15 protein-coding genes are annotated in these 13,245 nt (G+C 69.1%); 4 read left to right on the top strand and 11 right to left on the bottom strand.

The genetic code is table 11. The features are described 5' to 3' along the window. Window positions 1-57 precede the first annotated feature (57 nt). From LDO13_RS06145 to LDO13_RS06130, 4 genes are all read right to left on the bottom strand, one after another. On the bottom strand, window positions 58-1,749 hold the full coding sequence (locus LDO13_RS06145; RefSeq protein WP_224049144.1) for a ribonuclease J: 1,692 nt from the start codon (window positions 1,747-1,749) through the stop codon (window positions 58-60). A gap of 61 nt (window positions 1,750-1,810) precedes the next feature. Next, the gene (dapA, locus tag LDO13_RS06140; protein WP_224049143.1) at window positions 1,811-2,719 is read right to left on the bottom strand and encodes a 4-hydroxy-tetrahydrodipicolinate synthase; all 909 of its coding nucleotides are present in this window, start codon (window positions 2,717-2,719) and stop codon (window positions 1,811-1,813) included. A gap of 78 nt (window positions 2,720-2,797) precedes the next feature. Next, entirely contained in the window at window positions 2,798-3,598 is an 801-nt protein-coding gene (locus LDO13_RS06135; RefSeq protein ID WP_224049142.1) for a carbon-nitrogen hydrolase family protein, read from the bottom strand. A gap of 20 nt (window positions 3,599-3,618) precedes the next feature. Further along, window positions 3,619-3,903 carry a hypothetical protein gene (locus LDO13_RS06130; protein WP_224049141.1) on the bottom strand — a complete coding sequence of 95 codons (285 nt, stop codon included), beginning with the start codon at window positions 3,901-3,903 and terminating at the stop codon, window positions 3,619-3,621. A 295-nt stretch (window positions 3,904-4,198) separates the two neighbouring features. On the opposite strand from LDO13_RS06130, the gene LDO13_RS06125 reads away from it, so the two are divergent. Next, complete coding sequence (locus LDO13_RS06125; RefSeq protein WP_224049140.1) at window positions 4,199-5,434, top strand: heparan-alpha-glucosaminide N-acetyltransferase domain-containing protein; 1,236 nt, start codon at window positions 4,199-4,201, stop codon at window positions 5,432-5,434. A 33-nt stretch (window positions 5,435-5,467) separates the two neighbouring features. Here the strand turns inward: LDO13_RS06125 and LDO13_RS06120 are convergent, their stop codons facing one another. From LDO13_RS06120 to LDO13_RS06090, 7 genes are all read right to left on the bottom strand, one after another. Next, window positions 5,468-5,950: a hypothetical protein gene (locus LDO13_RS06120; RefSeq protein ID WP_224049139.1), complete on the bottom strand. Its 483-nt coding sequence runs from the start codon at window positions 5,948-5,950 to the stop codon at window positions 5,468-5,470. A 5-nt stretch (window positions 5,951-5,955) separates the two neighbouring features. Beyond that, a complete protein-coding gene (gene dapB / locus LDO13_RS06115) occupies window positions 5,956-6,714 on the bottom strand; it encodes a 4-hydroxy-tetrahydrodipicolinate reductase (RefSeq protein ID WP_224049138.1) in 759 nt (252 codons plus the stop codon). Between the two features lie 98 nt (window positions 6,715-6,812). Continuing rightward, window positions 6,813-7,346, bottom strand: a complete 534-nt coding sequence (locus tag LDO13_RS06110; protein ID WP_224049137.1) for a molybdenum cofactor biosynthesis protein MoaE — start codon at window positions 7,344-7,346, stop codon at window positions 6,813-6,815. Next, window positions 7,336-7,848, bottom strand: coding sequence for a MogA/MoaB family molybdenum cofactor biosynthesis protein (locus LDO13_RS06105; RefSeq protein ID WP_224049136.1), 513 nt, complete (start codon window positions 7,846-7,848; stop codon window positions 7,336-7,338). Before LDO13_RS06105 ends, LDO13_RS06110 begins: the two co-directional genes overlap by 11 nt. After that, complete coding sequence (gene moaC / locus LDO13_RS06100; RefSeq protein WP_224049135.1) at window positions 7,845-8,357, bottom strand: cyclic pyranopterin monophosphate synthase MoaC; 513 nt, start codon at window positions 8,355-8,357, stop codon at window positions 7,845-7,847. The genes LDO13_RS06105 and moaC overlap by 4 nt, the downstream gene beginning before the upstream one ends. Continuing rightward, entirely contained in the window at window positions 8,345-9,568 is a 1,224-nt protein-coding gene (gene glp, locus LDO13_RS06095; RefSeq protein WP_224049134.1) for a gephyrin-like molybdotransferase Glp, read from the bottom strand. The genes moaC and glp overlap by 13 nt, the downstream gene beginning before the upstream one ends. A 92-nt stretch (window positions 9,569-9,660) precedes the next feature. Then, window positions 9,661-11,271 (bottom strand): molybdopterin-dependent oxidoreductase, encoded by a 1,611-nt coding sequence (locus tag LDO13_RS06090; protein ID WP_224049133.1) that lies wholly within the window; start codon window positions 11,269-11,271, stop codon window positions 9,661-9,663. 144 nt (window positions 11,272-11,415) lie between these two features. On the opposite strand from LDO13_RS06090, the gene moaA reads away from it, so the two are divergent. From moaA to LDO13_RS06075, 3 genes are all read left to right on the top strand, one after another. Beyond that, window positions 11,416-12,552, top strand: a complete 1,137-nt coding sequence (gene moaA / locus LDO13_RS06085) for a GTP 3',8-cyclase MoaA (RefSeq protein WP_224049132.1) — start codon at window positions 11,416-11,418, stop codon at window positions 12,550-12,552. A 7-nt stretch (window positions 12,553-12,559) separates the two neighbouring features. Further along, window positions 12,560-12,826 (top strand): MoaD/ThiS family protein, encoded by a 267-nt coding sequence (locus LDO13_RS06080; protein ID WP_224049131.1) that lies wholly within the window; start codon window positions 12,560-12,562, stop codon window positions 12,824-12,826. A 119-nt stretch (window positions 12,827-12,945) separates the two neighbouring features. Beyond that, on the top strand, window positions 12,946-13,227 hold the full coding sequence (locus tag LDO13_RS06075; RefSeq protein ID WP_224049130.1) for a hypothetical protein: 282 nt from the start codon (window positions 12,946-12,948) through the stop codon (window positions 13,225-13,227). The last annotated feature ends 18 nt before the right edge of the window (window positions 13,228-13,245 follow it).

Below are 13,245 nucleotides of genomic sequence, written 5' to 3'. Positions count from 1 at the left end.
CGCAAGCGGGAGCCTGCGGCAGGCCGGGAAGGCCGTCGTGGTGCTGTTCGTGCGTGCTTACGCCTCCAGGACCACGGGGATGATCAGCGGCTTGCGGCGGAGCTTGCGGTTTACCCAGGTGCCCACGACGCGGCGGACAACCTGCTGCAGCTGGTGCGTGGTGTGGTCCGAGCGGTTGAGCACGGCTTCTTCGAGGGCGGCGTTGATCTTGGGGATGATCTCGTCGAAGACGGAATCGTCCTCGGCCACGCCGCGGGCGTGGATCTCGGGGCCCGAGACGACCTTGCCGGTGGCGCGGTGGATCACGGTGATGATGGAGATGAAGCCCTCATCGCCGAGCGTCTGGCGGTCCTTGAGGTCAGCTTCCGTGACTTCGCCGACGCTGGAGCCGTCGACATAGACGAAGCCGACTTCGACCTGTCCGACGATGTCGGCCTGGTGGTCGCGGAGGTCGACGACGGTGCCGTTGTCCGCGAGGAGGATGCTCTCTTCGGGGACGCCGGAGTCCAGGGCGATCTTGCCGTTGGCGATCAGGTGGCGGGTTTCGCCGTGCACCGGCATCGCGTTGAGCGGCTCAAGGATGTTGTAGCAGTACAGCAGCTCGCCAGCGGCGGCGTGGCCGGAGACGTGCACCTTGGCGTTGCCCTTGTGGATGACGTCGGCGCCGAGCTTGAGCAGGCCGTTGATGATGCGGAAGACGGCGTTCTCGTTCCCCGGGATCAGGCTGGAGGCGAGGATGACCGTGTCGCCCTGGCCGACGACGACGCGGTGGTCACCGTTGGCCATGCGGGACAGGGCTGCCATCGGCTCGCCCTGGGAACCGGTGGACATCAGCACCACGCGGTTGTCCGGCAGGTTGTCGATGTTCTTGATGTCGACCAGGATGCCCGGGGGCACGTCGAGGTAGCCGAGCTTCTCCGCGATGGTCATGTTGCGGACCATCGAGCGGCCGACGAAGGCCACCTTGCGGTTGTGGTTGGCGGCGGCGTCGAGCACCTGCTGGACGCGGTGCATGTGCGAGGAGAAGGACGCGACGATCAGGCGCTTGGAGGCCTGGCCGAACAGCCGGTCCAGGACGGGTCCGATTTCCTTCTCGGCGGTGGTGAAGCCCGGCACGTCCGCGTTCGTGGAGTCGGACATGAACAGGTCCACGCCTTCTTCGCCGAGCTTGGCGAAGTGGCGGAGGTCCGTGATGCGGCCGTCGAGGGGCAGCTGGTCCATCTTGAAGTCGCCGGTGTGCAGCACGGTGCCGCCGGAGGTGCGGAGGAACACGGCGAGGGCGTCGGGGATCGAGTGGTTGACGGCCACGAATTCGCATTCGAACGGGCCGAACTTCTGGACCTGGCCCTCGGTGACCGTCTGGATGATCGGCTTGATCCGGTGTTCCTGCAGCTTCGCCTCGATGAGGGCCAGCGTCAGCCGGGAACCCACCAGGGGAATGTCTGCGCGCAAGCGCAGCAGGTACGGGACGGCGCCGATGTGGTCCTCGTGGCCGTGGGTCAGGACGACGGCGACGATGTCATCGAGGCGGTTCTCGATGTAGGAGAAGTCGGGCAGGATCAGGTCGACACCGGGCTGGGTTTCCTCCGGGAAGAGGACGCCGCAGTCGACGATGAGCAGCTTGCCGTCGATCTCGAAGACGGTCATGTTGCGGCCGATCTCCCCGAGTCCGCCGAGCGGAACGATCCGCAGGGTGTCCTTGAGGAGTTTCGGCGGCGTGACAAGGCCGGGAAGGGCAGTTTGGGTCATAATGCACTACTTTCCAGGCGGGTACCGGCCTGGTCTTTGCTCATCAGGATGAAGCCCCTGATCAGGAAAAGACCATACCGGCTTCCGCCAAGTCCTCGCGGATGGTTTCGATCTCAGCTTCGTCCGGCTCCACGAGGGGCAATCGGACAACCGAGTTGGGCAGGACTCCCTGCCACTTAAGAACTTGCTTCGCAGCAACAGCACCCTGGATATGGGTCATCACTGCACGGACCACGGGGTCCAGTTCGAAATGTATGGTGCGGGCGGTGGCGAAGTCGCCCGCAAGTGCGGCATCGATCATGGCGCGGAACTGCCGCGTCGCGACGTGCGCGGAGACGCTGACGAGTCCGGCGGCCCCGGCTGCCATCCACGGCAGGGTCAGGCCGTCGTCGCCTGAATAGACATCGAGGTCCGTGTTGGCGAGGACGCGGGTGGTGGCGGCGAAGTCGGCCTTGGCGTCCTTGAGCGCAACGATGTTGCGGTGGTCAGCGAGCCTGATCATGGTCTCCGGCAGGATCGGCACGCAGGCGCGGCCGGGGATGTCATAGACCATCACGGGAAGGTCGGCGGCGTCGGCGACGGCTTCGATGTGGGCTTGGATGCCGGCCTGGCTTGGCTTGTTGTAGTACGGGGTGACAATCAGCTGGCCGTGGGCGCCGGCTTTGGCTGCGCGCTTGGCCATCTCGATCGAGTGCGAGGTGTGGTTGGTTCCGGTTCCGGCGATCACCTTGGCGCGGTCTCCCACGGCTTCCACGATGACGCGGAACAGCTTTTCCTTTTCGTCGTCCTCCAGCGTGGAGGTCTCGCCGGTGGTACCGGAGATGACGAGGGCGTCGTGGCCGTCATCGACCAGCTTGTTGGCCAGCTCTGCGTTCTGCTGGTAATCGACCTCACCGTCGGAAGTGAAAGGCGTGACCATGGCGGTTACGAGGGATCCGAACGTGGAAGAGCGAGTGAGAGAGTCAGCCATATGAAAAACGTTACCCTGTCCCCGGCGTGATCGGACAATGACGGCGACGTGATGAAGATCAAATCCGGACCGGATGCCTCACCCGTTGTCCGTGCCGGGCGCCGGGACCTGGCGCCTGCCGGCTTCGCGTTCGTGGTCGTAGCGGTCCAGGACGCCGTGCTGCAGGGTGGCGGTCACCACCTCGGTCCCGGTCCCGGCGGCCTGCCGGATGACGAGCCCGTCCGGCCCCCAGAAACCGCTCCCGCCGGCCGAGGGGCCGAATTCGGTGGTGCCGCCGAGGTTGGCCAGCACGCTGAACATCCGGTGGTCCATGGCGCGCGCGCCGAGGTGCAGGGCCAGTCGGTGGGCCTCGCCTGCGGCATAGAGGGCCGAGACGGCATAGATGTCGGCGCCTGCCTCCGCGGCCTCGCCGGCATGAACCGGACGGGCCGTGTCGAGGCAGATGGCCAGGGCAATCCTCCAGCCGTCGAGGTCCAGGACAGCCGTGCGGTCCCCGGGCGTGAAGGACTGCCGCTCCGGGCCGTGGAGCCAGACCTTGAAGCCGGCGTCCAGTCCGCCGCCGGGCTGCAGGGCGAGGGAGGCCAGCCGGGGCGTGCCGTCCGATTCCCGGAATGGGGCGCCGACAACCGCGGTGATCCCGGTCCGCCGGCAGATTTCGCGCAGGCTGTCCAGTCTCGGGTCCGCAGCGGTCACCCACCGCTCCGGGTCCGCCAGCCCGTCCAGGTCATAGCCGGTCAGGGAGAGCTCGGGGAAGACCACCAGCCGGGCGCCGTGGTCGGCCGCGTCTTCGATGAGGCGGATGTGCTCCGGGACGTTGGCGGCGACGCCGCCGTCGAGGGCTGTGTACTGGATGGCGGAAAGCGTCAACGCGGTGGTCACAGTGCCATCCTAGGCGGCGCCTACCCGGCCGGGGCAGTCCCGCCCGGGGGTGTGGCGCAGTAGCGGCTGACGGCGTCCTCGCGCAGGCCCTCGGCCCACGCGGCGAGCCGCTGGGCGGCCCGAACGTAGTCGAAGAGTTCGCTGGGTGTGAGCGCGGCGAGCTCGGTCTCGGCAAGCCGGCGGGCAAGTTCGGCGCCGGGCGCCTGCGCCGACAGGATGGTCCCCTCTTTGTGCCACTGGACATCCTCCGATGGCCCGCCGGTGACTAGTTGCCGGAAGAGGAAGTCCACGACACCGGGACTCATCGCCTTCAGCACACCTCGCGTCGCGTCCGGCGGCAGTGCGCCAGTAGGCCGTGCACCCAATGGCTGTGCACCCAACGGCTGCATCTCCAAAGGCTCTGCACCCAACGGCTCTATCTCCAAAGGCTGTGCCCCCAAAGGCTGTGCCGCCAAAGGCTGGGCGGGTTCTGGTCGGTTCTTCATGACGACATACTATTCGAACATATATTCGAATACAAGAGCTGTGCAGCTCCTGTGAACATCCTCCGATCCACCCCCGGCCGAAGTTCACCGTCGCCGCCCGTGAGACGATCGAAAGATGACGTCGCGCGGAACTGCCTCCACTTCCCGGTCCGCTGGAGGCAAGATCCCGGGTGCGCGGCTGTCAGGCATCGACGCCGCCCGCGGACTGGCGCTCCTGGGGATGATGGCCACACATGTCTTCCCGACTTTCGAGTCCGACGCCCAGCTCACACCCACCTGGGTGGGGCTGGTGTTTTCCGGCCGCGCCTCCGCCCTGTTTGCCGTCCTCGCAGGAGTCGGGCTGGCCCTTTCAACCGGCAAAGAACAGCCGCTTTCCGGTCCCCAGCTGTGGGCGGCCCGCCGGGGAGTCGCCCTCCGGGCCCTGGTGATCGGCGCCGTCGGGCTCTCCCTCGGCGGGCTCGAAGTGAACATCGCCATCATCCTCGTCCACTACGCCGTGTTGTTTCTTTGTGTGCTGCCGTTCCTGGGCCTGGACGTCAAACACTTGCTGGTCCTGGCTGCCGGCTGGGTGCTGGTCAGCCCGGCCGTGGCGTTCCTGCTGCGGCCGTGGCTCCTCACCGCCGAACCTCCCCTGCAGCTGGGCCACAACCCCATGTGGGAGGACCTGTCCACGCCGTCCGTGCTGCTCGGGGACATTTTCCTGACAGGCTACTATCCGGTCTTCCAGTGGATTACGTACCTGCTGATCGGCCTTGCGATCGGGCGGCTGTCCCTTACCTCGGCCGCGGTCCCGGTCCTGCTGCTGGCGGTGGGATCCGCGGTGGCGGTCCTGGCCAAGTGGTTCAGCGTGGTGTTGATGGAGGACTGGGGCGGCCGGGCGGCGCTGCAGGCTTCCCTGCTGAATCCCTCGTATCCGCTGGAGAGCCTCCTGCAGGTCAACCTGGCCGGCGTGGACCAGACCGGTTCCGCCTGGTGGCTCGCCTCCAGCGCCCCACATTCGGGCACCACGCTGGATCTGCTGCACACCTCGGGAGTGGCGGCCGCCGTCGTTGGCCTCTTCCTGCTCCTGGGCCGGCTGGTCCAGGGGTCGGCTCTGGACGTGTTGCTCCCGCTGCGCGGTGCCGGTGCCATGACCCTGAGCTTCTACACGGCCCACCTGTGCGTGATGGCCTCGCTGTACGGCAATCCGTTGCCGTCCGGGTGGACAGTCGATGGCGTCTATTGGGTGCAGGCGGTGGCGATCCTGGCCCTTGGCGGAATCTTCGCGGCCCTGAAGTGGCGCGGGCCGCTGGAGTGGGTGGCGCATGCCGCCAACCAGCTCGGCCGGTACCAGCCGGCCCGAGTCCGGTAACTGTCGGCCGGCAAAGCCTTTCCCGGGACCGGCTCAGGCCTGGCGGGAACCCGTGCGGTACAGCCGGACGGCGTCGCGCATCGAGGCGCGCGCCCGCTTCCGGTCGCCCGCGGCGTCATAGGCGCAGCTGAGCCGGAACCAGGAGCGCCAGTCGTCCGGCGCGGCTTCCGTCTCGGCACGGTACTTTTCGAATTCGCGGTCCGCGGCCTCACGGATGATCCGCCCCGCGGGGGTGCGCGGCAGGTTGTCTTCCGGCAGCCCGCCCTCGGCCTCGAGGATTTTCGCGAGGCGTTCGGTCCGGGCGCCGAAGAGCAGCTCGCGGACCAGGGCCCACGCCCCGATCACAGGCAGGAGCAGATACGCCACGCCGATGGCCTTGGCCACCGGGTTGGGGTCCGTCATCAGCAGCACGGCGCGCTGGAAGGCCACCACGAGGTAGAAGACCAGCAGGAGGGTCACGGCCCCGACCCAGATCTTGGTGCGGTTGGCCTTGAATGCGGTCAGGACGTTGGCCACGGCGCTCAGAGCCCCAGGTCCAGGTAGCCGTCGAGGCCGACGGTGAGGCCCGGGTTGGCCGCAACATTGCGCACGCCGAGCAGCACGCCGGGCATAAACGAGGCGCGGTCGAAGGAGTCGTGCCGGAAGGTCAGCTGCTCCCCTGGCCCGCCCAGGAGGACTTCCTGGTGCGCCACCAGGCCGCGGAGCCGGACACTGTGGACCCGGACGCCGTCGACGTCGCAGCCGCGTGCCCCGGGGAGCCCGCTCGTGGTGGCGTCGGGGCTGGCGGGAAGGCCGGCAGCGGCGCGCCCGGCGGAGATCAGCTGCGCGGTCCGCACGGCAGTGCCGGACGGGGCGTCCACCTTGTCCGGGTGGTGGAGTTCGATGATTTCGACCGATTCGAAGTAGCGCGCGGCCTTGGCCGCGAACGCGGAGGCAAGGACCGATCCGAGGGCAAAGTTCGGCGCGATCAGGACTCCCACGCCGGGCTGGGCGGCGAGGAGCTCCTCGAGCCGGCCAAGTCTCTCCGCGTCCCAGCCTGTGGTGCCCACCACGGCGTGCATGCCGTGTTCGACGGCGAAGCGGACGTTCGCCTCGGTGCTCTCGGGGACCGTCAGGTCCACCACGATCCGGGCTCCGGCGTCGACGAGGGTGTCCAGGGAATCGTTCCGGCCGAGTGCGGCGACGAGCTTGAGGTCCGCGGCGGCCTCGACGGCCTGCACCGCCTCGGCGCCCATGCGCCCGTTCGCGCCCAGCACGGCAACTGCGAGTTGTTCGGTCATGCCATCAACCCTACCGCCGGGGCGGGTGCCGCCTTTAACCGGGAACCTCGCGTTACAGGCCCGCCGCGGCGCACGCATCCGGTGTGTAAGGGGCGGGCCTAAGCCCCCGCCCCCACCCACTCGACCGTGCCGTCGGTGAAGAACTGTTCCTTCCAGATCGGGACCTGGGCCTTGATCCGGTCCACCAGTTCCGAACAGACATCGAAGGCCTGGCCCCGGTGTGCGGCGGAGACGGCGCAGACCAGTGCCGGGTCGCCGATTTCCAGCATCCCGATCCGGTGCGCCACCCAGATCCGCACCGGCTGGGCTGTGACGCTGCCGGCCTCAGCGCCGGATTCTGCGCCTATCCCGGCAGGCTCTCCCGCGGCGGGCTCTCCCCCGGCCGCCTGTTCGGCGACCAGGCGCGCGACGACGTCGGCCATCACCTGGTGCGCGGTCGGGTGCGCGCTGTAGCTGAGCCGCTGGACGGGTTTGCCGCCGTCGTGGTTACGGACCACGCCGCTGAAGCTGACCACCGCGCCCGCGGTGTCCGATTCGACGGCGGCGATGGCCTGGTCGACGGAAATGGGCTCGGCGCTCAACACCGCGTGGACCACCTCAAAGGCTGCTTCGAATGCTGGTTCAGTGGCCATGGCTGCCTTCCAGCTGGTCGCAGAGGTGTCCGAGGATGGGGTCCAGCACGCTGAGGCCGTCCATGACGCCCTTCGGGGAGCCGGGGAGGTTGACGATGAACGTCTGGCCGGCCGCGCCGGCGTGGCCGCGGCTGAGCATCGCCAGCGGGGTCTTGGCGGTCCCCGCGCCGCGGATGCCTTCCATGATGCCGGGGATCTCGCGGTCCAGCAGGGGCAGGGTCTGCTCCGGAGTGGCGTCGGTGGGGCTGAGGCCGGTGCCGCCGCTGGTGATGATGACGGCCGGCGCCTGGGTCAGCAGCGCGCGCAGGGCTGCGCCCACGGCGTCGCCGTCCGGGACCACCATGGCCGGGTAGGTCTCGAAGCCGTGCTCGGTGAGCCAGTCGATGATGACGGGGCCGGTGAGGTCCTCATAGATTCCGGCGGCAGCCCGGGTGGAGGCGATCACGACGCCGGCCTTCCGGCCGGTGGCTTCACCGTGCCGGTGTGGTTCGGGCATGCTCATATTGTCCAGTCCCCGCTCTTGCCGCCGCTTTTGGCCAGCACTTTGATGTCGGTCAGTACCGCGTGTTTGTCCACGGCCTTGATCATGTCGTACACGCTGAGGGCGGCCACCGAGGCCGCGGTCAGCGCTTCCATCTCGACGCCGGTGATGCCGCGGGTCTTGACGGTGGCGAAGACGGTGACCGAGTCGGTGTCGAGTTCGAAGTCGACGGTGACCTTGGCGATCTGCAGCGGGTGGCACAGCGGGATCAGGTCCGCGGTCTTTTTGGCGGCCATGATCCCGGCCACGCGGGCGACGGCGAGGGCGTCGCCCTTCGGCAGCTCTCCGGCGCCGAGGAGGGCCAGGACCTCGGCGGTGCTGCGGACGGTGGCGGTGGCGGTGGCCTCGCGGGTGCTCTCCGCTTTATTGGACACGTCCACCATCTGGGCCGTGCCGTCCTGCCGGAGGTGGGTCAGGCCTGGGTTTCCCGTTACGGGGTTCTCTTCGTTCTCTTCGTTCACAGCATCCATACTTCCACCTCGGCGCCCTCGGCGAGGGCGGCAATTCCTTCCGGCACCTGGATCAGTGCGTTGGAGTGCGCCAGGGCACTGACCAGGTGCGAGCCGGCGCCGCCTTCCAGCCGGACGGTGCCGTCCGGGAGGACCGTGCCGCGCCGCACCTGGTGCTTGCCGGCCGGGGACGTCAGGGCTTCGGCCAGCCGTGCCCTGACTACGGGACGCGCTGCGGGCGAGCCGAAGAGGTCTCCGAGCGCGGGCCGGAGGAACATTTCGAAGGAGACGAGGCAACTCACGGGGTTCCCCGGGAAGCCGAGGACCGGGACGCCGTCGAAGGTTCCGATGCCCTGCGGCCCGCCGGGTTGCATCGCGACCCCGAAGAAGGTGACGTCGTGGCCCTCCATGGCCTGCCGGACCACCTCGTACGCGCCTTGGCTGACGCCGCCGGTGGTGACGATCAGGTCCACGTCCTCCACATGCCGGCGCAACAGCGCGGCGAGTTCCTCGGGACGGTCCGTGGAGATCCCGGTCCGGGTGACGTCGAGGCCGGCCTGGCGCATGGAGGATTCAAGCAGGGTGGCGTTGGAGTCATAGATCTTGCCCGGGCCCAGCGGGCTGCCCGGTTCCACAACCTCGTCCCCGGTGGTGACCAGCAGGATCCGCAACGCACGGTAGACGGGCACATCGGTGAATCCCAGGGCGGCCAGGAGTCCCAGCTGTCCGGGCCCGAGGAACGTTCCGGCGACGAGGGCCGGCTCGCCGGTTCGGATGTCGCTGCCGGCATCGCGCACGAAATTCCTTGCCGGGACGGCGGGCAGCCGGACCGTGGCGGGGACGCCGGGGGCTGGGAAGGACGCGGGAACGGCCTGTTCGATCGGGACGACGGCGTCCGCCCCGGGCGGCATCATGGCGCCGGTCATGATCGGGGCGGCGGTCCCGGCGGCTAGTCCGGGCGGCGCGCCACCGGCCGGAACGGGAGCGACAACGCGCAGCTCGGCGCCGCCGTCGGGCACGTCGGCACTGCGGATGGCGAAGCCGTCCATCTGCGAATTCGCGAAGGGCGGCAGGTCCAGCGGAGCCACGATGTCCACCGCGAGTCCCCGGCCCAGCGCCGCGAGGAGCGGGAGCCGTTCAATCCGGTCCGGGGTGCGGAGCGGGGACAGGAGTTGGCGGACCGAGTCGCGGTGCGCCTCCACGGTGACGTGCCGTGCCTGGGTGCGGTGCATGCGTTGGTGACCCCTCGTCTTGAGCCTGTGACTGGGTTCACCGGTCCGGCTCCCTGGCCCGGCTCCCCGGCCTGGCATGGTGGCCCGGCCCGTTAGGACTTCACGTACACTCTAACCGTGTGGAAGCCGGTGGCCCCGCTGGGCGCAACGGGCGCGCGGTCCTCCACTTGCGCGGCGCCGTTGAGGTCCGTGGCGCGGACCTGGACTTCGTACTGGCCGGGGGTGAGCGGCAGCGCCAGCTTCCACTGGTACCAGGTGTCCTTGGAGATCCCGGGGGCCAGCTCCGCCAACTGCCACGCGCCGCGGTTGACCCTGAGCTCCACCCGGCCGACCCCGGTGTGCTGGGCCCAGGCGACGCCGCCGAAGGCGACGGTTCCCGCGGTCACAGAGCGGCCGTCCCGGGGCACGTCGATCCGGGAGGAGGTCTTGATGGGTCCCCGCTCGCTCCACCCGCGGGGCGTCCAGTATCCGACGTCGTCCGCGAAGCGCGTCACCTTGAGCTCGGTGACCCACTTGGTGGCCGAAACGTAGCCGTAGAGACCGGGGACGATGAGCCGGGCCGGGAAGCCGTGCTCCAGCGGCAGCGGCTCGCCGTTCATCCCGACGGCCAGCAGCGCGTCCCGGTTGTCCGTCAGGACCTCCAGCGGCGTTCCGGCGGTCCAGCCGTCCGAGCTGCGGGACAGGACCATGTCCGCGCCGTCCTTCGGGCCGGCGAGGGCCAGCAGGTCCCGGACCGGCCAGCCCAGCCACAGGGCGTTGCCGATCAGGTCCCCGCCCACCTCATTGGAGACGCAAGCGATGGTGACATGCCGTTCGACCAGGGGTTTGGCCAGCAGCGTGGCGAAGTCCAGCGACACCTCCCGCTCCACAAGCCCGGTGACCTTCAGGGTCCACTGGCCCGGGTCCAGCACCGGGACGCGCAGCGCCGTGTCGATCCGGTAGAACTCCTTGTTGGGGGTCACCAGCGGGCCCACCCCGTCCAGCCGGACCTCGGCCCCGGCCGGGACCGGCGGGGCCGGTGACACCGGTGCGGGCAGCGCCAGTTTGCTGCGCAGTTCACTCACGACGGCGGCAGCCCCCCGGAACGTCGCGGCGAGCACCCCGGCGAGCACGGCCACGGCGGCCGTTCCGCCGAGCACCTGGAAGAAACGGCGGCGGGAAGGGGGCCGGGCCGCGGGGTCACTCTCTTCGGCGGCGGCTGCATCGGCTGGTGCTGCTGCGTCGGCGCGCGGATCCCCTGCTGCTGCTGCTGCGTCGGCTTGCCACTCCTCCAGCCGCCGGATCAGCCACCTCAGCAGGATCATGCCCACCACGGCGGCAAGCAGCGGGACGGGAACCGCGTTCGGTGTGAGTTCGCTCCGGCCCAGCACGGCCGCGAGCCCCGCCACACCGAAGACGGCGATGATGGCGACCCCGGCGAACCGTCGCCGCAGCTCCACGACTCCGGCCAGGGCGGCAAGCGCGGCAATGACGAGCCCCATTCCGCCGAGCAGGGCGGTCTTGTCCGCCGTGCCGAAGAGCGAAATGGCCCAGTCCTTGACGCCCGGCGGGACCACGTCGATCACGGCGCCGCCGACAGCGGTCACCGGGGACAGCGAGGGGCTTACGAGGCCGGCCGCGAGCTCGCCCAGGGCAAGCCCGGTGCCGACGGCCACGACTCCGGCCACAGCCGCCAGGGCAGTCGCTCGCTGGGAGGTGTTCACCCCTCCAGCATAGGTTCGTGCCGGCCCGGCGGTACCGGCCGCCGGGCGATGCACAATACGAAACGCAAGACCGAACGCAATACTGGGCGCAATATGCTGCTCAACAGGAGTGATGCCGGCGCCGAGGTGGCGTAGCCTGACTTTATGAGTGTTCAGCTTGGTATGCCCCAGCCACGCGCGGAGGACGGTTCCGGCGCGGGCACTTCCGGCGTGCAGCCGGCCGGACGCCCGGCGGGGATGCCTGCAGGCCTCGTGGACCGCTACGGCCGCCGCGCCACCGACATGCGGCTTTCGCTGACGGACAAATGCAACCTGCGCTGCACCTACTGCATGCCCGCGGAGGGCCTGGAGTGGCTGTCCAAGCAGGCCGTGATGTCCGCGGAGGAAATTGTCCGGATCGTGCGGATCGGCGTCGACATGCTGGGCGTGCGGGAACTGCGGCTCACCGGCGGCGAACCGCTGGTCCGGGCCGATCTGATGGACATCATTTCGGCGCTCCGCCACGCGCACCCTGACCTTCCGATCTCCATGACCACCAATGCCGTCGGCCTGGACAAGAAAGCCGCCGGGCTCAAGGCCGCCGGGCTGTCCCGGATCAACGTTTCCCTGGACTCACTCCATGAGGAAACGTTCACCCAGCTGACCCGCCGCCCCTTCCTGAACAAAGTCCTGGCCGGCGTCGACGCCGCCTGGGCCGCCGGGCTGGGCCCCGTAAAGCTCAACGCCGTGCTGATGCGCGGCATCAACGACGTCGAGTCCCCCGCCCTGCTGGCGTGGGCGCTGGACCGCGGCTACGAACTGCGCTTCATCGAGCAGATGCCGCTCGACGCCGACCATGGCTGGACCCGCCGGAACATGATCACCGCCGCGGAAATCCGTGAGCTGCTCTCCGTCGACTACGTGCTCAGCACCGATCCGCGGGACCGCGACGGCGCCCCGGCGGAACGCTTCGAGGTCCGGGCCCGCGTGCCCGGCACGGCCGAGGCCACCGGTCCGGTGCTCGGAACCGTGGGGATCATCGCCTCCGTGACCGAGCCGTTCTGCTCCGATTGCCGCCGAACCCGCATCACGGCCGAGGGCAAGATCATGAGCTGCCTGTTCTCCCGCGAGGAAGTCGACCTGCTGGGGCTGCTCCGCGAGGGCGCCAGCGATGAACAACTCGCCGAGCGCTGGCAGGATGCCATGTGGATCAAGCCCAAGGCCCACGGCATGGACCACGTCGGACTGGACGCCCCGGACTTCGTCCAGCCGGACCGCAGCATGAGCGCCATCGGAGGCTGAACCACCTGTGAACGTACGTTACTTCGCTGCCGCGCGCGCTGCCGCCGGCGTCGACGAGGAGCGCTTTGAGCTGCCCGCGGACGCCACCGTCGACTCGTTGCTGGACGCGATCCTCGCCGTCGAGCGCCCGGAACCTCCGGCGGGGACCCCTCCGCTGGCGCGGCTGCTGTCCCGGAGCAGTTTCCTGCTCAACGAAGTGGCAGTCCGGAACCGTGCAGCCACGCTGCGCCCGGACGACGTCGTCGACGTGCTGCCGCCGTTCGCCGGCGGCTAGGCTCCCTGCCTGTTTCCGGCCTGGTCCCGCCGGATTTGGGATACCGCACAAACCCAGCCGCGCGTAGCTTGGAAGCATCCCCATAATCCCGGGATCGGCAACCGGAAGGACAGGTAGCGATGTACACCTTGCAGATAGAACACGAAATCACGGATTTTGGCGTGTGGAAGGCGGCGTTCGACCGCGATCCGGTGAACCGTGCGGCGTCGGGGGTCACGGCACACCGGATCAGCCGCCCGGTGGAAGACGCGCACTCCGTGGTGGTCGAACTCGATTTTGAGCGTCGTGACCAGGCGGAGGCGCTCCTTGCCAAGCTGCACGCCAACGTCTGGAATTCCTCCGACGCTGCGCCCGCCCTCCTGGGTGCCCCGAAGACCCGGATCCTGGAGTCCGCCCTCTGACACGGCAGTGGCCAGCGT

The organism is Arthrobacter sp. NicSoilB4 (assembly GCF_019977335.1).
GTDB lineage: Bacteria > Actinomycetota > Actinomycetes > Actinomycetales > Micrococcaceae > Arthrobacter.
This window is presented reverse-complemented; position numbering and strand designations above follow the sequence as displayed.

What these genes read in the sequence shown, in the direction of transcription:
- LDO13_RS06145 (WP_224049144.1), bottom strand. Translation starts at nt 1,749, where the DNA reads ATGACCCAAACTGCCCTTCCCGGCCTTGTCACGCCGCCGAAACTCCTC.
- dapA (WP_224049143.1), bottom strand. Translation starts at nt 2,719, where the DNA reads ATGGCTGACTCTCTCACTCGCTCTTCCACGTTCGGATCCCTCGTAACC.
- LDO13_RS06130 (WP_224049141.1), bottom strand. Translation starts at nt 3,903, where the DNA reads ATGAGTCCCGGTGTCGTGGACTTCCTCTTCCGGCAACTAGTCACCGGC.
- LDO13_RS06125 (WP_224049140.1), top strand. Translation starts at nt 4,199, where the DNA reads ATGACGTCGCGCGGAACTGCCTCCACTTCCCGGTCCGCTGGAGGCAAG.
- dapB (WP_224049138.1), bottom strand. Translation starts at nt 6,714, where the DNA reads ATGACCGAACAACTCGCAGTTGCCGTGCTGGGCGCGAACGGGCGCATG.
- LDO13_RS06110 (WP_224049137.1), bottom strand. Translation starts at nt 7,346, where the DNA reads ATGGCCACTGAACCAGCATTCGAAGCAGCCTTTGAGGTGGTCCACGCG.
- LDO13_RS06105 (WP_224049136.1), bottom strand. Translation starts at nt 7,848, where the DNA reads ATGAGCATGCCCGAACCACACCGGCACGGTGAAGCCACCGGCCGGAAG.
- moaC (WP_224049135.1), bottom strand. Translation starts at nt 8,357, where the DNA reads ATGGATGCTGTGAACGAAGAGAACGAAGAGAACCCCGTAACGGGAAAC.
- glp (WP_224049134.1), bottom strand. Translation starts at nt 9,568, where the DNA reads ATGCACCGCACCCAGGCACGGCACGTCACCGTGGAGGCGCACCGCGAC.
- moaA (WP_224049132.1), top strand. Translation starts at nt 11,416, where the DNA reads ATGAGTGTTCAGCTTGGTATGCCCCAGCCACGCGCGGAGGACGGTTCC.
- LDO13_RS06075 (WP_224049130.1), top strand. Translation starts at nt 12,946, where the DNA reads ATGTACACCTTGCAGATAGAACACGAAATCACGGATTTTGGCGTGTGG.